Annotated in this window: 23 protein-coding genes; 4 read left to right on the top strand and 19 right to left on the bottom strand. The window is 68.6% G+C overall.

Annotation, left to right across the window (positions count from 1 at the left end; all coding sequences use genetic code 11):
* Positions 1-3 precede the first annotated feature (3 nt).
* The 18 genes from DESUT3_RS01355 to fabG all read right to left on the bottom strand — a co-directional run bounded on the left by DESUT3_RS01355 (position 4) and on the right by fabG (position 18,203).
* On the bottom strand, positions 4-1,368 hold the full coding sequence (locus DESUT3_RS01355) for a lipid biosynthesis B12-binding/radical SAM protein (protein WP_221250673.1): 1,365 nt from the start codon (positions 1,366-1,368) through the stop codon (positions 4-6).
* The gene (locus tag DESUT3_RS01350; protein WP_221250672.1) at positions 1,365-2,636 is read right to left on the bottom strand and encodes a B12-binding domain-containing radical SAM protein; all 1,272 of its coding nucleotides are present in this window, start codon (positions 2,634-2,636) and stop codon (positions 1,365-1,367) included. Before DESUT3_RS01350 ends, DESUT3_RS01355 begins: the two co-directional genes overlap by 4 nt.
* Positions 2,633-3,367, bottom strand: a complete 735-nt coding sequence (locus DESUT3_RS01345; protein WP_221250671.1) for a beta-ketoacyl synthase N-terminal-like domain-containing protein — start codon at positions 3,365-3,367, stop codon at positions 2,633-2,635. Before DESUT3_RS01345 ends, DESUT3_RS01350 begins: the two co-directional genes overlap by 4 nt.
* Complete coding sequence (locus DESUT3_RS01340) at positions 3,364-4,497, bottom strand: beta-ketoacyl synthase N-terminal-like domain-containing protein (RefSeq protein ID WP_221250670.1); 1,134 nt, start codon at positions 4,495-4,497, stop codon at positions 3,364-3,366. The genes DESUT3_RS01345 and DESUT3_RS01340 overlap by 4 nt, the downstream gene beginning before the upstream one ends.
* Positions 4,494-4,955 carry an acyl-CoA thioesterase gene (locus DESUT3_RS01335; RefSeq protein WP_221250669.1) on the bottom strand — a complete coding sequence of 154 codons (462 nt, stop codon included), beginning with the start codon at positions 4,953-4,955 and terminating at the stop codon, positions 4,494-4,496. Before DESUT3_RS01335 ends, DESUT3_RS01340 begins: the two co-directional genes overlap by 4 nt.
* Entirely contained in the window at positions 4,952-5,338 is a 387-nt protein-coding gene (locus tag DESUT3_RS01330) for a 3-hydroxyacyl-ACP dehydratase FabZ family protein (protein ID WP_221250668.1), read from the bottom strand. The genes DESUT3_RS01335 and DESUT3_RS01330 overlap by 4 nt, the downstream gene beginning before the upstream one ends.
* Positions 5,322-6,008 carry a DUF3261 domain-containing protein gene (locus DESUT3_RS01325; RefSeq protein WP_221250666.1) on the bottom strand — a complete coding sequence of 229 codons (687 nt, stop codon included), beginning with the start codon at positions 6,006-6,008 and terminating at the stop codon, positions 5,322-5,324. Before DESUT3_RS01325 ends, DESUT3_RS01330 begins: the two co-directional genes overlap by 17 nt.
* Positions 6,005-8,371, bottom strand: coding sequence for an MMPL family transporter (locus tag DESUT3_RS01320; protein ID WP_221250665.1), 2,367 nt, complete (start codon positions 8,369-8,371; stop codon positions 6,005-6,007). The genes DESUT3_RS01325 and DESUT3_RS01320 overlap by 4 nt, the downstream gene beginning before the upstream one ends.
* A 6-nt stretch (positions 8,372-8,377) precedes the next feature.
* Positions 8,378-8,989, bottom strand: coding sequence for a LolA family protein (locus DESUT3_RS01315; protein WP_221250664.1), 612 nt, complete (start codon positions 8,987-8,989; stop codon positions 8,378-8,380).
* A complete protein-coding gene (locus tag DESUT3_RS01310) occupies positions 8,986-9,435 on the bottom strand; it encodes a hypothetical protein (protein ID WP_221250663.1) in 450 nt (149 codons plus the stop codon). Before DESUT3_RS01310 ends, DESUT3_RS01315 begins: the two co-directional genes overlap by 4 nt.
* 10 nt (positions 9,436-9,445) lie before the next feature.
* Positions 9,446-11,077, bottom strand: coding sequence for an HAL/PAL/TAL family ammonia-lyase (locus DESUT3_RS01305; RefSeq protein ID WP_221250662.1), 1,632 nt, complete (start codon positions 11,075-11,077; stop codon positions 9,446-9,448).
* Positions 11,070-12,416, bottom strand: coding sequence for a phenylacetate--CoA ligase family protein (locus tag DESUT3_RS01300; RefSeq protein WP_221250661.1), 1,347 nt, complete (start codon positions 12,414-12,416; stop codon positions 11,070-11,072). The genes DESUT3_RS01305 and DESUT3_RS01300 overlap by 8 nt, the downstream gene beginning before the upstream one ends.
* A complete protein-coding gene (locus DESUT3_RS01295; protein ID WP_225911674.1) occupies positions 12,413-13,222 on the bottom strand; it encodes a lysophospholipid acyltransferase family protein in 810 nt (269 codons plus the stop codon). The genes DESUT3_RS01300 and DESUT3_RS01295 overlap by 4 nt, the downstream gene beginning before the upstream one ends.
* A 4-nt stretch (positions 13,223-13,226) precedes the next feature.
* Positions 13,227-13,493 (bottom strand): phosphopantetheine-binding protein, encoded by a 267-nt coding sequence (locus DESUT3_RS01290; protein ID WP_221250659.1) that lies wholly within the window; start codon positions 13,491-13,493, stop codon positions 13,227-13,229.
* On the bottom strand, positions 13,486-14,721 hold the full coding sequence (locus DESUT3_RS01285; protein WP_221250658.1) for a beta-ketoacyl-[acyl-carrier-protein] synthase family protein: 1,236 nt from the start codon (positions 14,719-14,721) through the stop codon (positions 13,486-13,488). The genes DESUT3_RS01290 and DESUT3_RS01285 overlap by 8 nt, the downstream gene beginning before the upstream one ends.
* Positions 14,712-16,190: a phytoene desaturase family protein gene (locus DESUT3_RS01280; protein WP_221250657.1), complete on the bottom strand. Its 1,479-nt coding sequence runs from the start codon at positions 16,188-16,190 to the stop codon at positions 14,712-14,714. Before DESUT3_RS01280 ends, DESUT3_RS01285 begins: the two co-directional genes overlap by 10 nt.
* Positions 16,187-17,407 (bottom strand): beta-ketoacyl-[acyl-carrier-protein] synthase family protein, encoded by a 1,221-nt coding sequence (locus DESUT3_RS01275; protein ID WP_221250656.1) that lies wholly within the window; start codon positions 17,405-17,407, stop codon positions 16,187-16,189. The genes DESUT3_RS01280 and DESUT3_RS01275 overlap by 4 nt, the downstream gene beginning before the upstream one ends.
* Positions 17,408-17,474: 67 nt before the next feature.
* The gene (fabG, locus tag DESUT3_RS01270; protein WP_221250655.1) at positions 17,475-18,203 is read right to left on the bottom strand and encodes a 3-oxoacyl-ACP reductase FabG; all 729 of its coding nucleotides are present in this window, start codon (positions 18,201-18,203) and stop codon (positions 17,475-17,477) included.
* 492 nt (positions 18,204-18,695) lie between these two features.
* Between fabG and DESUT3_RS01265 the strand changes: the two genes are divergently transcribed.
* The gene (locus tag DESUT3_RS01265; protein WP_221250654.1) at positions 18,696-19,526 is read left to right on the top strand and encodes a hypothetical protein; all 831 of its coding nucleotides are present in this window, start codon (positions 18,696-18,698) and stop codon (positions 19,524-19,526) included.
* 9 nt (positions 19,527-19,535) lie between these two features.
* Here the strand turns inward: DESUT3_RS01265 and DESUT3_RS01260 are convergent, their stop codons facing one another.
* Positions 19,536-20,201, bottom strand: a complete 666-nt coding sequence (locus DESUT3_RS01260) for an alpha/beta fold hydrolase (protein ID WP_221250653.1) — start codon at positions 20,199-20,201, stop codon at positions 19,536-19,538.
* Positions 20,202-20,269: 68 nt separating this feature from the next.
* Here DESUT3_RS01260 and DESUT3_RS01255 point away from each other — a divergent pair, with 68 nt between their 5' ends.
* The 3 genes from DESUT3_RS01255 to DESUT3_RS01245 all read left to right on the top strand — a co-directional run bounded on the left by DESUT3_RS01255 (position 20,270) and on the right by DESUT3_RS01245 (position 23,285).
* Positions 20,270-21,649, top strand: coding sequence for an alpha/beta fold hydrolase (locus DESUT3_RS01255; RefSeq protein WP_221250652.1), 1,380 nt, complete (start codon positions 20,270-20,272; stop codon positions 21,647-21,649).
* Between the two features lie 71 nt (positions 21,650-21,720).
* The gene (locus tag DESUT3_RS01250) at positions 21,721-22,947 is read left to right on the top strand and encodes a bifunctional alpha/beta hydrolase/OsmC family protein (protein ID WP_221250650.1); all 1,227 of its coding nucleotides are present in this window, start codon (positions 21,721-21,723) and stop codon (positions 22,945-22,947) included.
* The gene (locus DESUT3_RS01245) at positions 22,944-23,285 is read left to right on the top strand and encodes a DUF4130 domain-containing protein (RefSeq protein ID WP_221250649.1); all 342 of its coding nucleotides are present in this window, start codon (positions 22,944-22,946) and stop codon (positions 23,283-23,285) included. Before DESUT3_RS01250 ends, DESUT3_RS01245 begins: the two co-directional genes overlap by 4 nt.

The following is a 23,285-nucleotide window of genomic DNA, read 5'->3' as shown; positions in this document are numbered from 1 at the left end:
AAATCAACCTGTCTTGCGCTTGCTGCCGAAATTGATCAGCTGGTCCCAGAGAATGCCGTTGAAGCCGAAACGGCGCATCACCGCCAGCCGCGCCTGCCCCTCGGAGGGGGGGAAGACCCGGTCGCGGCGCCCGCGGAAGGAGTGCTTGATGGCAGCGTGCATGGCCTCGACGTCGATGGCCGGCGAATAGTAGTAGGCCGGCTTGAGCAGCGAGCGCCCGGCCTCGAGCAGCCCCTCGCGCAGCGCCTGCTGCTGCAGCGGCGCCCCGGGCAGCAGGCGGATGCCGGAAAAGGCGAAGACCACCGCCGGCCCCAGCTGCTCGATGTTGGCCAGCCCCTGCTGCACCGACTCGGGGGTCTCGCCCGGTCCGCCGAAGATGATGAAATGGGCGCAGGGGAGCTCCTCGGCCAGGCAGGCCTGGTTGACCTCGAGCACCTCGGCGAAGCTCAGTCCCTTGTCCATCCCCGCCAGGGTGGCGTCGCTGGCGGCGTCGGTCCCCAGCTCCAGGGCGTAGAGGCCGGCGCGCTTGAGCAGGGAGAGCTCCCGGCGCCCCAGCCCCTGGGGGCGGAAAAAGGCGCACCAGCGGATCTGCACCTCGCGGCGCAGGATCTCCTCGGCCAGCTCCAGGTAGTGTCCGCAGGGATCGTTGAAGATCGAATCGGTGAAAAACACGCTGGCCCGGGGGTGGTCGCGACGGATGCGCTCCAGATCATCCACCACCGCGCCGACCGGGCGGGGACGGAAATGCGCCCCCTCCAGCGCCGGGTAGGTGCAGTAGCTGCAGCGGTAGGGGCAGCCGCGCTTGGTCTGCAGGTTGATCATGCCGCTGCGCTCCAGGTAGAAATCGACCCATTCCGGCTGGTAGAGCGGGGCGGCCATTTCCGTCCCCGTAAGCCCCTGCGGCTCGCCGCGGATCAGGGCGGGGAGCTGCCGGCCGGCGGCCAGCTCCTCCGCCAGGCGGCAGATGGCCCGCTCCCCCTCGCCGACGATGCCGTAATCGGCGCCGAGATACTCAAGGATCGCCTCGGGCATGATGGAGAAGGCCGGCCCGCCCACCACCAGCGGCGCGGCGGTGGTTTCCCGCACCAGGCGCACCCGCTCCCGGGCCTGGGCCAGGTACCAGGCGCTCTCGCCGCTGAAGGAATCGACGTTGTCGATGTTGCGCAGCGACATGCCGACCAGCTCGGGGGCGAACTCCGCCAGCTCGCGGCGCAGCCGCTCCTCGTCGCACCCGGAGGCGAGCAGATCGAACTGCCGCACCTGGTGGCCGCGGGCGCTCAGGGCGCCGGCCAGCACCGCCATCCCCAGGGGGTAGACCGGGTAGGGCTCGGTGGTGGTATTGGCGGAGAACAGAAAGACCCGGCTCATGGGGCCACGGCCTCCTGGTTTTTCCGGAAGCCGCGCCGCTTCTTCGGGTTGTAGCGGTGGTAGGTGCCGTCCTCGATCTCGCGGCGGATGACCTGCTTGAACAGCTCGCCCATCTTGAGCTGGTGGCCGCCGCCGGCGTAGAAGGTGTCCCAGGCGTAGTAGTAGAGCTCCTGCAGCTTCTCGGGACTCATCTGCCTGGGCTGGAACACCACCTTGTCGGCGGTGTAGCGGCTCCAGTCGTTGCTGAGGATGCGCCCTTCCTTCTCCAGCTGGCGGCGGATCGGCGACTGCATGAAAGGGGTGAGGATGGTGAACTCGGCGACGTCGAGCTCGACCTCCAGCAGGAAGTCGACCAGGCGCTTGATGTCGTCCTCACTCTGGTCGTCGGTGCCGAGGATGATCGTCCCCTCGATGCCGATGCCGTATTCCTTGAGGCGGCGAATGCGGTTGCGGATCACCTCGGAGGTGTCGAACACCGCCTGGTAGACGTACCAGGCCCCCGCGTCGGCGGCCAGCTTGAGGATCTCGTCGTCGTCGAGAATCGGGTGGCTGACCCACTTCTTCTTCAGCGGCGCCATGGCGGTGAACAGGTCCTTGAGCCACTGGCGGTCCTGGGCCAGCGAGTTGTCGACGATGAACAGGCGGTTGTTGCGGATCGCCTCCATCTCCTCGATGACCTTGTCGATGGGGCGGGGGCGGAAGTTCTTGCCGCCGAGAAACCCGGTGCAGCAGGGGAAGCAGTCGAACTTGCAGCCGCGCGAGGCGTGCACCAGGTCAAGCATCTGCACGCCGCGGTAATTGTAGAGCTCGCGGTTGAGGATCTCGCGGCGGGCGGTGCCGACCAGGGCGGTATCCGGCGGGGTGTTCATGTAGTCGTAGCGCTTTTTTAGCCGCCCCTTCTGGAAATCGTCGATCACCTGGGCGAAGCGCCCCTCGGCCTCGCCGAGAAACACCGAATCGGCGTGCTGCGCCACTTCCTCGGCGTGGAGCATGGTGGAGATGCCGCCGAAGATCACCGGCACGCCCCGCTCGCGGAACTCGCGGGCGATCTCGAAGGCCCGCGGCAACTGGGCGGTGAGCATGGTGGAGATGCCCACCAGGTCCACCGCGCCGTCGAAATCGACAGGCTCGAGGTTCTCGTCGGTGAACTCCAGGTCGACCTCGGGGGGCACGGTGGCGGCGAACACCACCGGACCGTGGGGGGGCAGATGGAACTCGGTCTGGCGGTCGAGCTTGGGCCAGCGGGGGTAGATCAACTTCATCTTCATGGGCAGTCTCTCCCTATCTCTTCTTCGGGCTGCAAACAGGCCTGAACCAGTCCGGGCCAGTCCGCGACGCCGGCGGCATCGACGGAAACGGCGCCGGCGGCGTCCAGGGCGATTTCGGCAAGAGGCGGCACGGAGGCGGACCGCTCTCGGCTCAGAACCAGAAACACGGCACCGGGTGGCCTTCCCGACGCCCCGGCCGCCCCCGCCGCGGGGGGCAGGTCGCAGATCCCGGCGAGCATCAGCGGGGCTTCGCCCCAGGCCAGGCTCTCCAAAGCGAGCCTGAGGGCGGAGAAGGCCGCGGGATCGGAATCGTTGAGGACCAGGTTGCTCCCGGCCAGGCCGAAGCGGATCGCCGCCTCGCCGAGAAAGGTGTTGGAAAGGGTGTAGGCGAACAGGTTGGGACTGGCCAGCGCTCCCCCATCCGGGATGACGGTGTCGTAATAGGCGCGATCGGTCTCCAGGCAGCCGCGGGTGGTGCCGGCGAAGATGCCGATGTTGCGCTTCTGCTCCCAGCGGTCGAGGCCGGCGTCATTCAGGGCCAGGGCGATGCCGGCCAGGCCGAGCCGGGAAAAATCGTCGAGCCGGCCGAAGCGCGGATAGGGTTCGGTGAAAATGTCCCGCCGGGACAGTTCCGGCAGTTCCCCCGCGGCCATGGCGAAGCGGTCCCCCCGGCGGCCGCGGCCGATGCCGGCGGCGCTCACCCAACCGATGCCGAGCACCCAGGCCTTCATGCCGCCACCTCCTGCCCCAGCAGCAGGGCGCCGTTGATGCCGCCGAAGCCCGAGTTGGTGCTGAGCAGCAGGCGCCCGGCGAAGGGCTGAGAGTCCGCGCTCACCAACCCCTCGGCGCCCGGTTCGGCCTGTTCCAGCCCCACCGTCGGCGGCAGCAGGCCGGTGGCCAGGGAACGCAGGCCGAGGGCCACCTCGATGCCGCCGGCGGCGCCCAGGGTGTGGCCGAGCGCCCCCTTGACCGAGTGCAGCGGCGGGCAGCGCTCGCCGAACAGGGTCCGGAAGGCGGTCAGCTCCATCAGGTCGTTGTAAACGGTGCCGGTGCCGTGGGCGCTGATGCCGTCCACCGCCGCGGCGGAAACCCCTGCGGTTGCCAGCGCCTGGCGCACGGCGCGGATCAGGCCGCTGCCGTCGCGGGCCGGCGCGGTGATGTGGTGGGCGTCGTTGGCGCTGCCCCAGCCGAGCACCCGGGCCAGCACCGGGCGCTGCTCCCGCAGCGCCCGCTCGCGGCTCATCAGCAGCAGGGCCGCGGCCCCCTCGCCCAGGGTGAGCCCGGCCCGCTGCCGGTCGAAGGGGCGGCTGGGGCGGGGATCGAGGGCGCGCAGGGCGGAGAAGCCGGAGAAGACGAATTCGCTCAGCAGGTCGCAGCAGAGCACCACCGCCGCCTCGGCGCTGCCGCGGGCGATGGCCGCTGCGCCCCGCGCCACCGCGATGGTGGAGGATGCGCAGGCGGCGTTGATGTTGCAGGAGGGGCCGGAGAGGCCGAGGCGCCCCTCGAGATCGGCGAGCAGGGCCGCGGGGAGCAGCGCCCCCTCAGCCACCGCCGCTCCGCGCCGCTGGGCCTCGAGCAGGTCGATGGCCCCCTTGGTGGTCGCCAGCAGCAGGCGGCTGTCGGCGGGGACCGGGGCGAAGCCGTCGAGCAGCCGCTCGAGCAGGCTCGGCAGGCGCGAGCCGTTGGCGGCCGGCTCCAGCTGCGCAACGCAGGCGGCGATGGAGCTGGTGAAGGCGCCGGCGGCAAAGCGCTCCACCGGGGCGATGGCGCTCTGCCCGGCGAGCAGCCGCTGCCAGGTCCGCTCCAGGGTGTCGCCGAGGCCGGTGACGGCGGCCGCGGCGCTGATGACGACCTCGCTCACCGCAGCCTCCCGTCGCGCCAGCGCTCGAGAAATTCGAGATAGAAATCGGGCGGCGCGAGCAGCACGTTGTGTTTCTCATCCATCAGCATCTGCACCGTGTAGCCGGTGGTGGTGACCTCGCCGGCCTGGTTGCGCAGCACGAACTCGTAGTTCAGGCGCGCCGCCTCCGACCAGTGCAGCAGCCCCTCGATGGTGAAGGGCTGGCCGAAACGCAGGGGACGGTGATAGTCCACGTGCATTTTGCGGATCGGCGCCAGCACCTTGCGCTCGTAGAAATCGAGATAACCGATGCCGTACTTTTCCCCCAGCGCCACCCGGGCGTCTTCGAAATAGCCCGGGTAGCGCCCGTGCCAGACGATGCCGAGGGGATCGACCTCCTCGAAGCGCACCACCCGCTCGACTTCGGCGCGCAGGGGCGCCGGCTGGCCGGGGCGCTGCGGGAAATAGGGTTTGTTCATGATTCCGGCCTTTCCGGAGCGAATTTCAGGTTGAAGGAGGCCGCCAGGGTCTCGCCGCAGCTCAGCCGGGCCTCCACCAGGGTCGCCTCCTCGCGCGGTTTCAGCAGGCAGCGCACCCGGATCTGCTGCCCGGGACGGATCTGCAGGAGGAACTTGGCATTTTCCACCCCCTGCAGGCGCAGCCCCTCGCCGAGCCGGGTCTGGGCCAGCCGCTGGGCCACCAGCACCTGGACGATGGCGGGGACGATGGGGTAGCCGGGAAAGTGCCCGGAAAACCCCAGAAACCCCTCGGGAAAACAGTAGCTGCCGACCAGCGCCCCCTGCTCGTCGAGTTCGACCTCGCCCAGGGCCGCCAACTCAATTTCTTCAATCAGTCTGCTCATCGCTTCGCTTCACACTCTCGATCCGCAGATCGAGCCGATAGCCGGCGCGCCGGTCCTCCAGCACGATCTGCCGCGGGAAAAATGTCCCGGCGCCTGGCTGATAATCCGCATAAACCGCCCGCCACTCTCCCTGGTCCCCCTCGGCGCCCTTTTCCACCAGGCGCACCGGCTCGCCGCCGAACAGAAACGCCACCTGCTGCCCGTCACGCTCGCCGCTGAGCCGGTAGCCGCCATCGGCCGCGGCCAGGGTGTCCTCTCCGGGTCGGGGCCGCGGCGCCAGGAAAACGCGCCGCAGGGAGGCCCCCACCGCCTCGCCGAAGCGCGGGTAGCGCGCCAGCTGCGGCAGCAGGTAGTTCTCGCGGACGGCGTCCTCGCTCACGCTCAGGTCGAAGAGCTTGACCCCCATTTCGTTGACCGCCACCAGCCGTGCCTGCTGAGAAGCGGTATCGAGCTCCATCATCCCGATCATCGGCACGCTGCGCCCGCGAAAGCTGAAGCGGGCGGTCTGGCGCAGGCGCAGCCGCTGCGGGTCGGCGCTCCACAGGGCCGCCGCCAGCTGTTCGGCGGACAGGCCCGGCCGGGCCGGAGCGATCAGCGCCTGGGGCACCGGCGACGGCGCGCAGCCCGCCGCCAGGGCGGCCAGCAGCAGCATCGGCAATAGTTTTCTCATTGTGCCCGCCCCCGATACAAAGCCGGCACCACCAGCAGCGCCGCCGGAATCGCGCCGCCGATCCCCAGCAGCACGGTGATGCCGATGGAGTGCAGCGCCGGATGCCGAGCCAGCACCAGGGCCCCGAAGCCCGCCAGGGTGGTGAGCCCGGAAACCAGTACCGCCGTCTCGGTGGCCCGCTCACAGGGTTCGTCCTGGCGGCAGACCATGAAGATGCCGTAGTCGACGCCGAGTCCGATCACCAGGATGGCGGCGATGACGTTGAACAGGTTGAAGCTCATCCCCAGCGCGCCCATGATCCCCAGCATCAGCAGCAGCCCGCTCAGCACCGGCACCAGGGCCGCGAAGATCCGCCCCGGGTGCCGGAACAGCACCACCAGCAGGGCGACCACGGCGAGCGCGGCGGAGACGATGAAGCGGGTGAAGTCGTGGCCGATCGCCGCGCTGACCTCCTCGCGGAAGCGCCCCTGGGCCACCAGGCGAGCCCCGTCGAGCCCCGCCAGGGCTGTCTCGGCCGCGGCCAGGGCCGCTGGGGTTTCGGGGATCAGGTTGAGCACCCCGACCCGGCCATCGTCGAGGGTGGTCACCAGCGAATCGATGACCTCCCCCAGGCCTACCTCGTGCAGCCCCGCGGGGGTTACCGGGGCGGCCGGCTGCGCCAGGGCCTGGCGAAAGGGGGCGAAGGCGTCGGGGCTGAAGCGCAGGGCGACCGCTTCCCTGTCCAGGGCGGCGAGCACCCGCTGCCCCTCCTCCCCGGCCCAGAAGCCCTGCCAGCGCCGGCGATTGGCCTCCTGCTCGGCCAGCGGCGGCAGCAGCGGGGCGAGGCTGACCAGCTCCGCGCCCGCCTCCCCGCTGCCGAGGCGCTGAAAGATCTGGCGGTTCACCGCAAGGGCCTGTTCCAGGTCGGCGCCGAGGGACCAGACCATGGCCCGCCCCCGCACCTGCCCCCAGGTCTGCTGCAGCTTCGCCTCGTCAGCGGCCAGCGCGGGGGGCGTCAGGCTCATGGCGCGCAGATCGCCGTCGATGGTCACTCGGGTGGCCTGCCAGCCGGCCGCCGCCAGCAGAAGCAGCCAGAGCGCCAGGATCCAGCGGCCGGCCCTTTGCCCGCCCTCTTTTCGGGGCGGCTCGGGGGCGGCGGCACCGACCCGCAGCAGGTGCGGCAGCACCAGCAGCGCCAGCAGCAAGGCGGCGAGGATGCCGGTGATGGAGAAGACCGCCAGCTGCCGCTGCCCCGGCAGGTCGGAGAAGAGCAGCACGGCAAAGGCCGCCACCGTGGTCAGGGCGCCGAAGGTGACCGGCTTGGCGACCGCGCCGAGGATGGCGGCCGGCTCGGCGCCGCCGCGGCGCAGAGCGAAATAAACATGCAGGCCGAAATCGACGGCGATGCCGAGCAGCACCGCGCCGAAGCCGATGGTCACCGCCGAAACCTCGGGGTAGACCAGGCCCACCGCCACCGCCGCCAGGCAGACCACCGAGACCGGGACGAGAAAGACGAACACCGCCCGCAGGCTGCGCAGAAAAATGAGAAAGAGCAGGACCAGCGCCAGGGTCGAGCAGCTCAGGATCAGCCACAGGTCGGCCTGGATGGCGCGAGCGTTGGCCGCCGTGTAGCGGTGGCCGCTGACCAGGCTCGCCTCGACCCCCTCGGGCAGCACCCGAATCGCCTGCTCGAAAGCGGCCAGCAGCTGCTCGGCACCGGCTGAATCGGTCATCGGCACCGGGGTCTCCGCCACCAGCAGGGCGCTTTTGCCGTCGGGGCTGAGAAAATGCCCGTCGGCCAGGCGCGCCCCCGGCACCAGGTTGAGGTGGCGCAGCTTCTCCAGGGCCAGCCGGTGCAGTCCCAGGGGGTCCTGCCGGATCAGCCCCTTGAGCGCCCACCCCTCGGGCCCGAGCAGGCTGCGGTAGCTCTGCTGCAGGCGCTCGCGCACCCCGGCCTCGTCGAGCCCGGCGCGCAGGAGGGCGAGGTCCTCCTCGTCGGCCAGGTTGGGCAGCGCCGCCAGCAGCCAGGGGAGCATGCGCTGCTGCAACTGCTCGCGGGGGCCGCTGACCACCTGCGGAAAGAGCCGCGGGTCGAGGGCCTGCGCCAGCTCGTCCGTCGCCGCGATCAGTTGCTGCTGCGGCAGCTGCGAGCCCCCGTTCAATGTGATCACCACCTTGCTGGCGAAGGGAGCCTGCTGCAGCAGCTGGAAATCCTCGGCCACGCTGCCGCCGTCGGGGAGCATCGCGGCGATGTTTTCCTGCATCCGCAGGGTGCGAAACCCGAGCAGGCTGGCACCGAGCAGCGCGGCGGTCACCAGCAGCAGCAGGGTCCGCCGGGGCGCGAGCCGGCGATAGGCGCCGGCGATCAGATCGGCCAGGTCCATAGGCGCTTAGAAAAGATCCTCGGCCAGCGGGCCGTTGACCACGGTGTCATGAAACACGATGCGGGTGTAATCGCCCCCCTGCTCGTGGACTTCGACCTGCTGCACGTGCTTTCCGCTCGGCGCGAAGCGGATCAGCAGGTGGTCGAGAAAGCCGGCGGCCGCCCCCTGGGGGTCGAGCCGCAGCTGCACCGGGTCCTCCTTCTCCAGGGTGATGCGGTACTCCTTGCGCAGCCGGTCGAAATCGGCCCGGGTCCAGGCCAGCAACTGCTCGGCGACGATCTTCATGACCGGTTCGCGGGCGATGTCGAAGCGCTCGCCGGCGCTTCCCGCCTGTTGCCAGCGGCGCCCCTGCTCGCCGTTGAGGACGAACCCCGAGCTTACCGGCGCGGTCATCTCCCAGCGCAGCCGGTCGGGCTTGCGGTAGTAGAAGCGGCCGCTGGCCGGGAGCACGTCCTGGAAAACCGACAGGTACTTCTCCTGGGAGAAGTCGCTGGCCAGGGTCTCGACCCCGGCGGCGAGTTGCTGAATCCGGCCGAGCACCGCGTCGGGCGAGGCGGCCGGAGCGCCGGCCGGCAGCCAGAGCAGCAGCAAGAGGAAAAGAACGATGCGCGCTTTCATCCCTGCCCCCCTCCCTGGGGGACGATCCAGAGCTTGATGTTCCCCTCGGCGAGCAGCTCTTCACCGCGCCGCACGCTCCCCTCGACGATGGCGAAACCCTCGAGCCGGGCGCTGGCCCGCACCCGCACCTGCAGCCGGTCGCCGAGCTGCGGCCGCCCCAGAAACCGCACCTTGCGCACCCCGACCAGGAACCCCTGGCGCACCGGTTCGCCGGAGAGGCTGTCGGCATACCCCTGCACCGCGGCGTAGGCCTGGGCCAGCAGTTCGAGCAGCGCCACCTCGGCGAGGGCGCCGTCCTCCTCGAGCAGCGGATGCCCCGGCCCCACCTGGGCGCTGACCGTCCCCGCCTCGCCGTCGAAGTCCTCGAGAGCCTCGATCAGCTGCATCGGCGGGCGGTGGGGGATCAGCCGCTCGGCGGCAATGGGGAAGTTCATCGCTTCGGCCACGGGGGACTCCTTACTGCCAGTAGCCGGCCAGGTCGTCGAACAGCTGGCTGGAAAAGAGCAGCTTGCGGAAACGCACCAGGTCTTCGTGGAACACCCGGCTGTTGTCGTAGGGGGTGAACTCGCCGGCGAGGATCCGGTAAATGTTCCCCGTGCCGCGCCCCAACCCCTCGGCGTTGCGGAAGGAGAGGGCCTGCAGGTCGGCCAGCACCTCCAGGGTGAGGATGTGCTTGGCGTTGCTGACGCTCTTGAAGGCCTTGCGCGCGGCCACCGTCCCCATGCTGACCACGTCCTGGTTGGAGGCGTTGCAGGAGATCGAGTGGGTGCTCACCGGGGCGGCCAGCTGGCGGTTTTCGGCGGTGGTCGAGGTGGCCAGGTACTGGGCCCCCATGAAGCCCATGGTCAGCCCCAGGGTGCCGGGGATGAGAAACTCGGGGAGCCCCTCGTTGAGGCTCTTGTCGAGGTACTTGTTGATGCGCCGCTCGGAGAGGGTCGAGAGGGTGGCGATGGCGATGCACAGCGAGTCCATCACGAAGCCGATGCTCTGCCCATGGAAGTTGCCGCCGTGGATGACCTTCCTCTGCTCGGGGACAATGATCGGGTTGTCGTTGGAGGAGTTGGCCTCGGTCTCCACCGTGCGGTTGGCCAGCTCGATGGCCTCCGCCACCGGCGCCAGCACCTGGGGGGTGCAGCGCACCGAGTAGACGTCCTGCACGTTGATGCTGGTCTCGAACACCGGGCCGTCCTTTTTCTGGCCGCGGATCAGCTCGTGCATGTTGGCGCGCAGGGTGATGTTCTTCGAGCCCCGGTAGAGATTGCGGATGGTCCCCGCCACGTCGAGCTGCCCCGGGTGGGGCTTGACCCGGTGCAGGTCCTCGTCGAAGGCGTCGTCGATGCCGCCGAAGATCTCCAGGGCGAAGGCGCCGGTCACGCAGGAGAGGCGCAGCAGCTTCTTGGCGCCGAACAGGGCGAAGGCGGCCAGCGCGGTCATGGCGCTGGTGCCGTTCATCAGGGCGATCCCCTCCTTGAAGGAGAGGCGCATGGGCGCCACCCCGAGCTCGGCGAAGACCTCGGCCGCCGGGCGCAGCGCGTCGCGGTAGTAGACCTTGCCCTCGCCGATGATCCCCAGGGCCATGTGGGCCAGGTGAATCAGGTCGCCGGAGGCGCCGACGCTGCCGCACTCGGGGATGTAGGGGGCGACGCCGCGGTTGATCATGTCACGCATGAACTCGAGAAGCTCGAGGCGCACCCCGCTGAACCCCTTGACCAGGGTGTTGAGGCGCACCACCAGCACCCCGATGGCGATGTAGGGTTTGAGCGGATCGCCGAGCCCCGCCGCGTGGCTGCGGATCAGGTTGACCTGCAGGGTTTCGATCTCGCGGTCCTCGATGATCTTGTTGCACATCGGCCCGAAGGAGGTGTTGACCCCGTAGATGACCCGCTGGGCGGCGACCTCCTGCTCGAGAAAGGCGCGGCTGGCGCGGCAGCGCTCCAGGGCCGCGGGGTCGAGGGCGACCTGCTTGTCGCCGACGCCGATGGCGACGATGTCCTCCACGGTGAGATCGTAGCCGTTGAGCACCACCACCGGGCGCTGATCGGTACCGCCTGAGGAGGTCGGGTTGGGTCGGGTATCTGCTTCAAACATGATCGTCCTGTCCTTTTCGGTCTGTACCGCGATAATCGAAAAACGTCACCGGCTTGCGCTTGTCCTGCTGCAGGGTCTTGCGCAGCACCTGCTCGGGGGAAACCACCAGCACCTCGGGCTTGACCCGGATCCGGGCGGCGATGCGGGCGGCCACCGCCTCGGCCTTGACGGACGGGTCGGCGCTGCCCACCACCACCCGCACCCGGTCGCTGAGCTCGAACTCGTCGAACACCTCGAGATAGTAGCCGCGAACCCCCTCGAGCTCCTCGAGCACCCCGAAGATGGCCGGCGGAAACAGGGTGGTGCCGCGGTATTTGAGCATCTGCGCGCGGCGCCCGAGCACCGGGCCGAGGCGCCAGGTGTTGCGGCCGCAGGGGCAGGGCTCGTCGTGCAGCACGGCGATGTCGCCGGTGCGAAAGCGCAGCAGCGGCATGCCGCTGACCTGCAGGGGGGTGGCGACCACCTCGCCCGGCTGCCCGGGGGGGAGCACGCGCCCCTGCTCGTCGAGAATCTCCACCACGATCAACTCGGGGGCCAGATGCCCGCCGCGGCCGGCGGCGCAGTCGCTGAAGGCGGTGGCCATCTCGGTGCTGGCGTAGGTGCCGTACACCGCAGCGCCCCAGCTCTCGCGCAGGCGCACGCCGAGCACCGAGAGCGCCAGGTCGGCCCGCCGCACCGGCTCGCCGATGCAGATCAGCCGCTGCACGGCCAGGCCGGCGGGGTCGATCCCCTCGGAGCGCAAGTGCTCGGCCAGACGCAGCAGCAGGGTCGGCACCCCGACCATCGCCGTGGGGCGGTGATCGCGCACCAGCTCGGCCAACGCCGGGATGCTGCTCGAGCCGCCGCGGATCGCCAGGCAGCCGAGCCGGGTCAGGCCGATGAAGTAGGCCAGCCCCGCCATGAAGCAGCGGTCCATGGCCGCGGCGATCAGCACCCGGTCGCCCTCGCCGAGGCCGGCGGCGCGAAAGGAGAGCTCCTCGTTGTAGCCGACCCGCGCCAGGTCCCGGGCCGTCTGCGGCAACGCCACGGGGCGGCCGGTGGTCCCGGAGGTCAGGCAGAGATCGACGATCTCGCGCTGGTCGACGCAGAGAAAATCGGCGCTGCGGGCAGCCAGATCGTCCTTGCCGGTCAGCGGCAGGGCGGCCAGGTCGGCCAGCGTGCGGATCTGCGCCGGATCGACGCCGGCCGCGGCGAAGCGCTCCCGGTAGAAGGGCGAGTGCCGGGCCAGGTAGCTCAGGTGGCGGCGCAGCAGGGCCTCCTGGGCCGCGGCGATCTCTTCGCCGGGGCGAAACGCCAAGCCGCTGTCGCGAAATTCCCTGTCCGCTCCTGCCGGGATCATCCCTTGGCCCCCATCTCGCGTAGATTCTCGGCCATGCGCTGTTTGACCTCGCGCATCAGCTCCCGGTGCCCCTCCGCTCCCCGGAAGGGGCCGGGGTCGATGGCCGCCAGGGCGCGCAGGGTCACCCGCGCCGGAGCCAGGCTCAGGCGCCCGGGGGGGAGCAGCCGGTCGGTTCCGGTGATACACAGCGGCACCAGGGGAGCGCCGGTTTCCGTGGCCAGGCGAAAGGCGCCGCTGTAGAAGCGCTGCAGCCGGCCGTCGCGGCTGCGGTGCCCTTCGGGGAAGAACAGCAGGTGCCCGCCGGCGGCCAGGGTCCGCTCCGCCGCCGCGCGCACCTCCTCCCAGCCGGCGGTCTCCACGTCGAGGTACCCCGCCAGGCGCATGAAGCGGCCGTACCAGAACATGCGAAACGGCCAGGCGCGCACCGCGAAGGTCACGTCGTGGATGGGGAGCAGGCCCATGCAGTAGGTGTCGAAGAAGGAGAGGTGATTGACCACCAGGATGCTCGGCCGCGCCAGGCGCAGCTGCTCCAGCCCCTCGCGGCGAAAGCGCACGAAGGGGGAAAAGGCCGCCACCCAGCCCCGTCCGTAGAGCCAGATGAAATGGCGCATGATGCGCCCGGCGCTCCAGCGGGTAGCCAGCTTCCAGGCCACGAACAGCACGGGAAACAGGGCGATCCCCAGCAGGGTCCAGAGCACCAGCAGGGTGTAGCCCCAGAGGGTCGCGGCGAGCTCCGCCAGGCGCCGCAGGGCCCTGCGCGCCCCGCCGAGGGAATTATCCGGGCTTTCCACCACGTCGAGAATCACCAACTCAGGCCGATTTCAGCTCCGCGGCGCGCTTCTTGTCGATCACGAAGCGGTGGATGTCGCCCAGGGTGCGGATCTCGCGGATGCCGTCCTCTTCGCGGATCTTGAAGCGGAAGGCCCCCTCGAGCACCACCACCATGTCGACGGTGTCCAGGCTGTCGAGGCCGAGGTCCTCGTAGATGTTGGCCTCCGGGGCCATGTCGGCGGGGTCGAGTTCGAACTCCTCGGCCAGCGAGCTGTTGATCAGGTCGATGATCTCTTGGTCAGTCATGCGGGTATCTCCTTACTACGATCGAAGAGTTGACGCCCCCCAGGGCGAAGTTGTTCTTGACGAAAACCGAGGCATACACCTCCTCGACACCCTGCAGGTGGCGGAGGCCGGCGCAGGCCGGATCGACGTTTTCCAGGTTGAGGGTCGGCACCAGGCGCCCCTGGCGCATCAGTTCGAGGGCCGCGAGCAGCTCCAGCGAACCGCTGGCGGCCATGGCGTGCCCCATATGCCCCTTGTAGCTGCTCACCGGCACCTGTGGCCCGAACAGGCGGCGAATCGCCTCGCTTTCGGCCACATCCCCCTGGGCGGTGGCGGTGGCATGGGCGTTGACATAATCGACTTGCTCCGGACCCACCCCGGCGTCGGCCAGGGCCAGGCGCATGCAGCGCTCCATGGCCTCGGCGTTGGGGTTGGCGATGTTGCTCGGGTCGGAGACGGTGGCGAAGCCGAGGACCTCACCGAGAATGGTCGCGCCGCGCTCCAGGGCCCCCTCGAGGGACTCGAGCAGCACCACCCCGGCGCCTTCGGCGCAGACCACCCCGTCGCGGTCGCGGTCGAAGGGGCGCGGCGTGCTGCCGGGGGCCTCGTTGAACCCGACCGAGGCCGCGTTCATGACGTCGAAGGTAGCGGCGGTCAGGGGGTGAAACTCGTCGGCACCGCCGCAGAGCATCATCGGCTGGCGACCGCAGGCCACCATCTCGTAGCCGTAGCCGATGGCCTGGCAGCCGGTGGAGCAGGCCGAGGCCGGCGCCAGCAGCCGGCCGGTGATCTCCAGGGCCTGGGCGACGTTGGCGGCGACGCTGTGGTTCATGATCTGGAAGAACAGGGTCGACTTCATCCGCTCGAGACTGTGATCGGTAAAGAAGTCACGGAAAAAGTCCTCGCTGGCCTGGGTGCTCCCCACCGTGGAGCCGAGGGCGATGCCGAGCCGCCCGTCGCCGATTTCCTCGGGAGCCAGACCCGACTGGGCGAGGGCCTCCTGGCAGGCGAGGGTGGCGAAGATCGACATGGGGGACATGGAGCGGCGGTGCTTGCGGGGAATCACCTTGGGATCGACCCCGGTGACCGGGGCAGCGACCCGGGTGCGCAGGCCGCCGACACGCGCCATCTCGGCCACGCTCTGCACGGCGCTGCGCCCCTCGAGAAGCCCCGCGAGCAGGGCCCGGGTATCGCGCCCGAAGGGCGAAACCGCCCCGACGCCGGTGATGACCACTCGTTTCAGCGACATTCCAAAACCTCTCTGCGCAGTTGATCGTGGCCGAACAGGTTGCCGCAGGTGAGAAACGCCGAGGTGATCGCCCCGAGCACCCCGGGCGCCGCGGCGGCCTGCCCGGTGAGAAGTACCCCGGGGATGCGGGTGGCCGGCTGCGGATTGTACTGTCCCACCTTGTGCTTGACCCCGTAGAGCCCGCCGGCCGGGCTGCCGCCGAAGTCCCGCAGGGTCAGGGGGGTGGCGGTGGCCAGAACCCGGGCCTGCGCGGCCAGCTCCGGCGCCTGGCGGCGCAGGCGTTCGAGCAGCTCGGCGGCGACCCGCTCCTTGTGCTGCCGGTAACCGGGACCGCGCCGGCTTGCGCCGGGCTCGCTCCAGGCCGCGGTCTCCTGCCAGCTGGCGGGGCAGATGGCCACCCAGCCCGCTGGGTCAGTCTGGCCTCCTGCCGAATTGGCCGCCAGGAACAGAGGGCGCTGGGCCAACTCGCCGCTCCAGGGAGCCTCGGTTGCCTCAAGGCGCCCCAGGATCAGGTTGGAACCCCGCAGGGACTGGCCCCCTCCCGCCGCGTAGAGGATAAAGGCCGAAGCGGTTTCCTCGAGTCCCCCCAACCGCTTGCGGAAGGCGGGTTTCAATGCCCCTTCCGGCGCCATGTCGAGAAAATGACGCGGGTGGGTCGACACCAGGCATTCCCGGCACTCGAGCCGTTCGCCATCGCTCAGTTCCACCCCCTGCAGGCGGCCGGCCGCCGACGTTGTCAAAGATTTGACTGCCCGGCCGAGGACCACCGTGACCCCCGCCGCCGCCAGCCGCGCCTCGAAGGCTTGGGCCAGGGCGGCGCCGCCCCCGGCGATCCCCACCGCCGAACGGTAGTAGAGCGCCGCCACGCTGGCGTGGATGGCGAAAGGGACCTCGCCGGGCAAGACCCCGTGCAGCAGGGTGTGGAGCGAGAGCAGGTTTTTCAGGGCCCGGTTGTCGGTGAGCCGGTCGAGCACTTCGCCCAGGGTCGGCCCCTGGACCACGGCGCTGCCGTCCCACTGCTCGGCCGGGACTTCCGGGTCGAGATAGGGGAGCGAACCGCAGGCCTGCTGCAGGGCATCGAGGTAGGCGGCGATGGCAGGCTGTTCGCCGGGAAAGGCGGCGTTCAAGGCCTCCTGCAGCTGGGGATTGCCGGTGGGAAAGGCGAATTCCCAACCGCTGTCGGTATCGCGGAACCGGTCGAAGCCCTCGGCCCGAAAGGGGTACTTCTCCAACCCCTCGCTCAGTCCCAGGTAACGGAAGAACAGGTCGAGGATCTCCCCCTCGCCCAGCCCGCCCGCGTAGTGAAAGGCGCTGTCGAAGTAGACCCCCTCGCGGCTGAACCCGCGGATCAGGGGAGCCAGCCGAGGCGCCTGCTCGACCACGGCCACCCGGCGCCCCTTACGGGCCAGGATCAGGGCCGCCGCGAGCCCGGAGACCCCGCCGCCGACCACCACCGAATCAAAGGTCATCGGCCGAACCTCAGCACCAGGCACGAATTGGTGCCGCCGAAGCCGGCCGAGTTGCACAGCACATGCTCGGGGGCCCGGTTGAGCGGCTCTGCCAGAATGCGCAGCCGGGCGCTGGCCTCGTCGGGGGTGTGGAAGTTGGCGTTGGGGGCGATGAAGCCCTGCTGCGCCATGAGGGTGCAATAGACCACCTGGGAGGCACCGGACATCCACAGCTCGTGTCCGGTCATCGATTTGAGGGAGGAGACCCAGGGACCCTTGGCCCCGAAGACGGCGTGGATGTTCTCGGCCTCGGCGGCGTCGCCCGCCGGGGTGGAGGTGGCGTGGGCGCAGAGGTAGTCGATGTCGGCCGGTTTCAGGCCGGCGCCGCTCAGGGCCTTGCTCATGGCCCGCTGCAGCCCGCCGTGGCTGGGGACCGAGAGATTCTGGCCGTCGGAGGAGAAAGCGTAGCTCAGGACTTCGCCGAGGATGGTCGCGCCGCGGGCCAGGGCCAGGTCGTAGCGCTCGAGCACCAGCGCCGCCGCCCCGCCGCTCGGCACCAGGCCGTCGCGCTCGGCGTCGAAGGGGCGGCAGGCCGCCTCTGGCTGGTCGATGCGGGTGGAGAAGGCCCCCAGGGCATCGAAGCTGCACATCGACTCCCAGTTGACCTCTTGGGCGCCGCCGCAGATGACCCGCTCCTGGCGTCCCAGGGCGATGAGATCGGCGGCCTGGCCCACCGCGTGGCCGCCGCTGGAGCAGGCCGAACTCAGGGTCCAGCAGGCCCCGCGGGTCTGCAGCAGGGTGTTGAGGTTCATGGTGACGCAGCTGGTCATCGAGCGGAACACCAGCCCGCTGCCGATCAGCTTGGTTTCGCCTTTTTCCCGCAGCAGATCGACCTGCTCGATGGCGGCGATGCAGCTCGAATCGCAGCCGAAGATCAGCCCGGTCTCCTCGTTCTGGATCTCCTCGTCGGCCAGTTTCGCCATACCCAGGGCATCGCTGGCCGCCCGGTAGGCCTGGATGGCGAAATCGGGCATGGTCTTGCGCTGCTTGCGCGACAGCACCGCGCCGGCGTCGAAGCCGCGCACGGCCCCGGTCAGCGGGCTGCGGAAACCAAGCCGGCGGCGCTCCTCGTCGACGACGATCCCGGAGCGCCCCTGGCGCAGGGCCGCGCCGACGGTCTCCGGGTCACTGCCGAGGCAGGAGACGATCCCTACTCCTGTAATGGCAACGCGATGCATGAAATCCCTTTGAAGTAGCTGCTGGGGGCTGCCGGCTCCGCTGGGCAGCGCCGGCAGCGGGGGAAGACTACATGTAGGCTCCGCCGTTGACGGAGAAAACCTGTCCGGTGATGTAGGTGGCGCGCTCCGAGCAGAGGAAACTGACCAGGCCGGCGACCTCTTCGGCCCGTCCGACCCTGCCCAGGGGGATCATGGGGAGAATCCGTTCCTGGGGCAGTTCCTTGATCATCTCGGTTTCGATGAACCCGGGGGAAACCGCGTTCACCAGGATGTTGCGCTTGGCGACCTCCGCGGCCAGCGCCTTGGTGGCGCCGATCAATCCCGCCTTGGCCGCCGAGTAGTTGACCTGGCCGGGCACGCCGCTCTCCCCCGAGGTCGAGACGATATTGACGATGCGCCCACGGCGTTTTTTCACCATGGACTGCAGCACCGCCCGGGTCACATGGAAGAAGCCGTCCAGGTGAACCTGGAGAACCTCCTTCCATTCCTGGTCCTTCATCCAGAGCAGCAGCCCGTCGCGGGCAAAGCCGGCATTGTTGACCACCGAAAAGGGGGTACGCTCCTCCAGCAGCGGCTCCAGGGCCGCGCGCACCGCCTCGCCGTCGGCCACGTCGAAGGGAACCAGGGTACATTCGGCGCCCGCCTCCCGGATCGCCGCGGCCACCCGGTTGGCACCTTCCCGGTCACTGCGAAAATTAAGCCAAATATCGAAACCACTGCGGGCCAAATCGATGGCGATCGCCGCCCCGATCCCCTTGCTGGCCCCGGTAACCAATGCAACTTCCCGTAATCCCATAATTCTCTCTCAAGAACTCCCGAGCGGGGTCAAGGGCCGAGAAAACCGGCACCGAACAACCGCCCCTGGTTAAAAAAAATGTTGTTTGCCTCAATCTTTGACAGTCTTGACTTTCCCCTGGTCATCGAATTCCACGGCGAGGGTGCCGAACCGGTTGGTCCAGTAAACCCAGGCCGCTGATTCCAGAGAGGGGGGCCGGGGGTGCCCGAATACCCGAGGGCCGTTAGCACTCCCTCCCGGCTCATGCCAAGCAGAGTCTTGCCTTCCTGAGTTATCTGCCCCACAAGAGGAAAACTGTCGGATGGCCCGCCTTTTTTGCCACAATCCGCAGGTTAAATGCAATACTTCAAGCGGATGAAATGAAAAAAATATAGCTATTGATTTAGTGACCTTTTCGGTTTAGAAGAAATAGGTGGACGGACGAGTCGCCCCTTTGAAGAGCGGCAATGCACTGTTTTGAATTGTTTTGGCGGATTTACCGGGAGGGCGTTGATGGCGGTCGGTTCCATCAGGTGGGGGAGGATTGCGTTGCTTGGCCTGGGCATCCTGCTGCTCGCAGGATGCGCCGCCACGCCCTACCGGTACGGCGGGGGCCCGGACTCGCAGGCCACCATCTGGCGCGATCAGCCGCAGGTGGAACGGGGGCGCCCCAACCTGTTTCTCGACACCCTCGGCAACATCGTGTCGCTCCCCTCCAAGCTGCTGCTGTTCAGCACCAAGGTGGACAACCACCATGTTTCGGACGAAACCGTTGCCGCCATCGAATCCTACCTGCAGGCCAACGAGCTCGAGAACGTCAAGGTGCGGGTCAACCAGTATGCCCCCGGGGGCGAATGGATCCGCCTGTTCAAGAACCGCTCGATGAACATCTTCTGGCGGGCGACCTTCGGGGTGGTGACCACGGCCTTTTACACCGTCCTCCCCGGGAGGGTGTTCGGCGGGGACAGCTTCAACCCCTTCACCAACACCATCAGCCTGTATTCGGATCACCCGGCCATCGCCCTGCACGAGGCGGGCCACGCCAAGGATTTCGCCAAACGCGAGTACCGGGGGTTGTACGCCAGCAGTCGGATCCTGCCGCTGGTCCCGCTGTTCCACGAGGCCAAGGCCACCGGGGACGCGGTGGGCTACCTGAGGGAGAACGAACTCAAGGAGCAGGAGACGGATAGCTACAAGATTCTCTACCCGGCCTACTGCACCTACATCGGTGGCGAGGTGCTGAACTGGGTGCCGGTCAGTGGCGGGGCTTATTACCTGGTGCAGGTGGGGGCGGTCATCCCCGGGCACCTGGTCGGCCGCATCAAGGCCGCCAGTGTCGACTGAGACGCAGCGCTAAGCCCCCGGGCAGGCGTGCCAGGCCTCGCGCAGAAAATCGCCCACCAGCGGCCCGTGGGTGTAGACGATGCCATGGCCGGCCTCAGCGAGGATCCGGCAGCCATCGACCGGGGGCGGAGCCATGACCCGGTCCCGGCCGCCGTGGATGGCGAACACCGGGCAGCGCGGCGCGCCGGACGGAAAGTAGCTGGCCGCCATCCGCCCCCCCTCCAGCAGCAGGGCATCGGGGGCGGCATCCATCATCTGCCTGGCCAGCGCGCGCATCTGCGGGTTTTCCGGCCCGAAGACCAGCTCGAGGGCCTTGTCGGTGCGCACCAGCGGCTTCAACAGGCGCAGCGGGAACAGCTTGAGGGGAAAGCCCCGCAGGCCGCCGAGCATGCGCAGCCCGGAGCTGTCGAGGGCCCCCCCCAGCAGCACCAGCCCCCGGAGCTGCCGCTGCCGGGCGATCTCGGAAGCCACCATGCTGCCGAAGGAACTGCCGCCGAGCAGGTCATCGCTGCCGATCCCCAGAAGCCCGGCGGTCCGCGCGGCGAAGGACGGCATCGACTCGCCCCTGCCGGGGACCGGCAGACGGGGGGTTTCCAGCGCAAACTCCAGGGTCCCCAGGTTGGCGAACATCCGCTCGTCGGCCCCCAACCCGGGGAGTAAGATCATTCTCGCCATCAGCGTCCCCTTCCGTGCCTGCCATGAGCCATCGACAATCCAACGCGAACTCTACGGGACTTTATACCATGAACCGGATCCTGACTCTGCTCTTTTTCATCCTTCTGCTCGGGGCCGGCCCCGGTGAAGGGCAAACCTCCCCGCCCCCTGCCGCCCCTGCGGCGTTGCCGCAGGGCTTCAGCCAGCAAATGGTGCTGGAGCCGATCTTCCAGAGCCGGGCCCTGATCCTCGAGGGGGGCAAGGAGCATGAACAAAGCGTGATTCTGGTCCACGGTCTCGGGGACCTGGCCGCGCGAACCTGGGACGGCCTGCTGCCGGTCCTGGCCGAGCAATACCACGTGGTGGCCTTCGACCTGCCCGGCTTCGGCCGCTCCGAGAAAAAAAACGCCCTCTACTCCCCGGCGCGCTACGCTGCCTTTCTCCAGTGGGTAGCGGCCCGCTACGTCGACGGCCCCTTCCACCTCATCGGCCATTCGCTGGGCGGGGCGGTATCCCTCTACTTTGCCGGGACCTACCCGAAGGGTCTCGGCAAGCTGGTCCTGGCCGACGTGGCCGGGGTGCTGCACAAGGCGGTGATCACCACCCACTATCTGCAGCCGGACCTGAAGGAGCGCTGGCCCCTGGCCCCCTCCCGCCCCCTGGAACTGCTCGATGGCCTGATCGGCTCCACGGTCCGGGGCCTGGAGGGGCTGCCCCTCGACCCGGATATCCTGCTCGAGAACGAAGCGCTTCGCGCCCGGGCCCTGGGGGGGGATCCGGGCAAGATCGCCGCCCTGGCCCTGGTGCAGAGCAATTTCGGCCCCATCCTCCCCCAGGTCGCGGCGCCCACCCTGCTGCTCTGGGGAGTGGAGGATCAGGTCACCCCCCTGCGCACCGGGGTCCTGCTGGCCGGAACCCTGGCCAACGCCCGGCTCGAGCGGATTCCCCAGGCCGGGCACGTGCCGATGCGCGAGCAGCCGGCGCTCTTCAATCGGGCGGTGCTCGATTTTCTCGCCCAGCCTCCCCCCGCCGCGAACTCCCCTGATCCTCCCGGAAACCGCGATGTCGCCTGCAGGGATCAGGAGGGTTTCGAGCTCAGCGGCAGCTACCGCGGCGTCACCCTGAGCAACTGCCGCAACGCCCGCCTTGTCGGGGTAAGCGCCGCATCGCTTGAAATCGTCAACTCGACTGTTAGCCTTGAAGACTGCCGGATCCTGGGCCAGGAGCGGGGCATGACGGCGGTGAACTCGAAGATAACGGCTACGGCCCTGACGGTGGAGGCGCAGCAGGCGCTGGACTGCGCGAACAGTACCCTGGATCTGGCCGGCGCCAGGCTCAAGGGGACCGAAACGGCGGTGAAAAGCCGGTCGAAAACCACCATCCTGTTCTCCGCCAGCCAGGTTCAGAGCGGCAGCCGCCAATTCCATCCGCACGGAAAATACACCCTCGGGCCGCAGGATCCCCTCTAGGCCAGAGGGAAAGAAAGCTAACCGGCTTTTTCCCACTTCTTGATAAGCAACACCTGCTAAAGGGGAGATCCATGAAACAGAAAAGAATCACCTTCCCCAACGCCGAGGGCCTCGAACTCGCCGCGCTGCTCGACCTGCCCGAAGACGAGCAGCCCATCGCCTACGCCCTGTTCGCCCACTGCTTCACCTGCAGCAAGAACCTCAGCGCGGCGGCCAATATCGCCCGGGCCCTGTGCCGGCGGCGGATCGCCGTGTTGCGCTTCGACTTCACCGGGCTCGGCGAGAGCGAAGGCGAATTCGCCGACACCAACTTCTCCTCGAGCCTGCGCGACCTGGTCGCCGCGGCCCGCTACCTGGAAGAGAACCACGAGGGGCCAAGCATCCTCATCGGCCACTCGCTGGGGGGCGCGGCGGTGTTGCAGGCCGCCGGGGAGATCCCCGCGGTCAAGGCGGTGGCCACCATCGCCGCCCCCGGCCACCCCCGGCACGCGGCGCGGCTGTTCGAGGGGGTCCGGGAACAGATCGAGAAGAGCGGCGAGGCCAAGGTCGATCTGGGGGGAGGCGAGTTCACCATCAAAAAGCAGCTGCTCGACGACCTGGAGGCCCAGGACCCCACCGAGAAGATCCGCAACCTCGACGCCGCCCTGCTGGTGCTGCACTCGCCCCGGGACAAGGTGGTGGGGATCGACAACGCCGCCGACATCTTCAAGGCGGCCATGCACCCGAAAAGCTTCATCTCACTCGACCCGGCCGACCACCTGCTGAGCCGCCGCGAGGATTCGCTTTATGCCGGCGACATGATCGCCGCCTGGGCCCAGCGGTTTCTCGAATCCGCCGAACAGGTCCAGGCCCTGCCCGAGGTCATCGACAACCGGGTCACGGTGCGCACCGGCGCCGAAGGCTTCTACACCGAAATGTTCGCCAACGGCTACCCCCTGGTGGCCGACGAGCCGGTCAGCTACGGCGGCAGCGGCCAGGGTCCCTCGCCCTACGACTACCTGCTGGCGGCGCTGGGGGCCTGCACCAGCATGACCGTGCAGATGTACGCCCGGCGCAAGGAGTGGCCGCTGGAGGATGCCGTGGTGCGCCTGCGCCACGAGAAGATCCACGCCGAGGACTGCGAGCACTGCGAGGAGAAGGACGGCAAGATCGACCGCTTCGAGCGGGAACTCGATCTGAAGGGGAACCTGGACGAGGAGCAGCGCCAACGCCTGCTGGAGATCGCCGAAAAATGTCCGGTGCACCGCACCCTGCATGCCGAGGTGCTGATCGATACTAAGTTGCGAGAGAAAAAATGAGTTACCAAGAGTGGACTTACCTGGATGGCAATGGTAGGTCCAGTCTGCCAAGAAATATTTTTCACCACGAAGGACACGAAGATCACGAAGTTAAAAAAAAAACAATAACTTGGATTTTTGTTTTCAGTCTCTCTTCGTGTCCTTCGTGCTCTTCGTGGTGGCTTGGCCTTTCTCCTGACTCCGGGCAGTTTTTCCGGAAAAACCGCCGAAAGCAGCGCTGGTGCGCCTGCTGCGACCGCATCGCCATCCCCGAGCGCCGCAACCCGCGGCTGCAGCGCAGCTTCATGCCGATGAAATACTGGGAGAACCTGGTGGAGATGAACCGGGACAGGGGGTGA

The sequence above is a fragment of the Desulfuromonas versatilis genome, assembly GCF_019704135.1.
Lineage (GTDB): Bacteria > Desulfobacterota > Desulfuromonadia > Desulfuromonadales > NIT-T3 > Desulfuromonas_A > Desulfuromonas_A versatilis.
This window is presented reverse-complemented; position numbering and strand designations above follow the sequence as displayed.

What these genes read in the sequence shown, in the direction of transcription:
- DESUT3_RS01355 (WP_221250673.1), bottom strand. Translation starts at nt 1,368, where the DNA reads ATGAGCCGGGTCTTTCTGTTCTCCGCCAATACCACCACCGAGCCCTAC.
- DESUT3_RS01350 (WP_221250672.1), bottom strand. Translation starts at nt 2,636, where the DNA reads ATGAAGATGAAGTTGATCTACCCCCGCTGGCCCAAGCTCGACCGCCAG.
- DESUT3_RS01345 (WP_221250671.1), bottom strand. Translation starts at nt 3,367, where the DNA reads ATGAAGGCCTGGGTGCTCGGCATCGGTTGGGTGAGCGCCGCCGGCATC.
- DESUT3_RS01335 (WP_221250669.1), bottom strand. Translation starts at nt 4,955, where the DNA reads ATGAACAAACCCTATTTCCCGCAGCGCCCCGGCCAGCCGGCGCCCCTG.
- DESUT3_RS01330 (WP_221250668.1), bottom strand. Translation starts at nt 5,338, where the DNA reads ATGAGCAGACTGATTGAAGAAATTGAGTTGGCGGCCCTGGGCGAGGTC.
- DESUT3_RS01325 (WP_221250666.1), bottom strand. Translation starts at nt 6,008, where the DNA reads ATGAGAAAACTATTGCCGATGCTGCTGCTGGCCGCCCTGGCGGCGGGC.
- DESUT3_RS01320 (WP_221250665.1), bottom strand. Translation starts at nt 8,371, where the DNA reads ATGGACCTGGCCGATCTGATCGCCGGCGCCTATCGCCGGCTCGCGCCC.
- DESUT3_RS01315 (WP_221250664.1), bottom strand. Translation starts at nt 8,989, where the DNA reads ATGAAAGCGCGCATCGTTCTTTTCCTCTTGCTGCTGCTCTGGCTGCCG.
- DESUT3_RS01305 (WP_221250662.1), bottom strand. Translation starts at nt 11,077, where the DNA reads ATGTTTGAAGCAGATACCCGACCCAACCCGACCTCCTCAGGCGGTACC.
- DESUT3_RS01300 (WP_221250661.1), bottom strand. Translation starts at nt 12,416, where the DNA reads ATGATCCCGGCAGGAGCGGACAGGGAATTTCGCGACAGCGGCTTGGCG.
- DESUT3_RS01290 (WP_221250659.1), bottom strand. Translation starts at nt 13,493, where the DNA reads ATGACTGACCAAGAGATCATCGACCTGATCAACAGCTCGCTGGCCGAG.
- DESUT3_RS01285 (WP_221250658.1), bottom strand. Translation starts at nt 14,721, where the DNA reads ATGTCGCTGAAACGAGTGGTCATCACCGGCGTCGGGGCGGTTTCGCCC.
- DESUT3_RS01280 (WP_221250657.1), bottom strand. Translation starts at nt 16,190, where the DNA reads ATGACCTTTGATTCGGTGGTGGTCGGCGGCGGGGTCTCCGGGCTCGCG.
- DESUT3_RS01275 (WP_221250656.1), bottom strand. Translation starts at nt 17,407, where the DNA reads ATGCATCGCGTTGCCATTACAGGAGTAGGGATCGTCTCCTGCCTCGGC.
- fabG (WP_221250655.1), bottom strand. Translation starts at nt 18,203, where the DNA reads ATGGGATTACGGGAAGTTGCATTGGTTACCGGGGCCAGCAAGGGGATC.
- DESUT3_RS01265 (WP_221250654.1), top strand. Translation starts at nt 18,696, where the DNA reads ATGGCGGTCGGTTCCATCAGGTGGGGGAGGATTGCGTTGCTTGGCCTG.
- DESUT3_RS01260 (WP_221250653.1), bottom strand. Translation starts at nt 20,201, where the DNA reads ATGGCGAGAATGATCTTACTCCCCGGGTTGGGGGCCGACGAGCGGATG.
- DESUT3_RS01255 (WP_221250652.1), top strand. Translation starts at nt 20,270, where the DNA reads ATGAACCGGATCCTGACTCTGCTCTTTTTCATCCTTCTGCTCGGGGCC.
- DESUT3_RS01250 (WP_221250650.1), top strand. Translation starts at nt 21,721, where the DNA reads ATGAAACAGAAAAGAATCACCTTCCCCAACGCCGAGGGCCTCGAACTC.
- DESUT3_RS01245 (WP_221250649.1), top strand. Translation starts at nt 22,944, where the DNA reads ATGAGTTACCAAGAGTGGACTTACCTGGATGGCAATGGTAGGTCCAGT.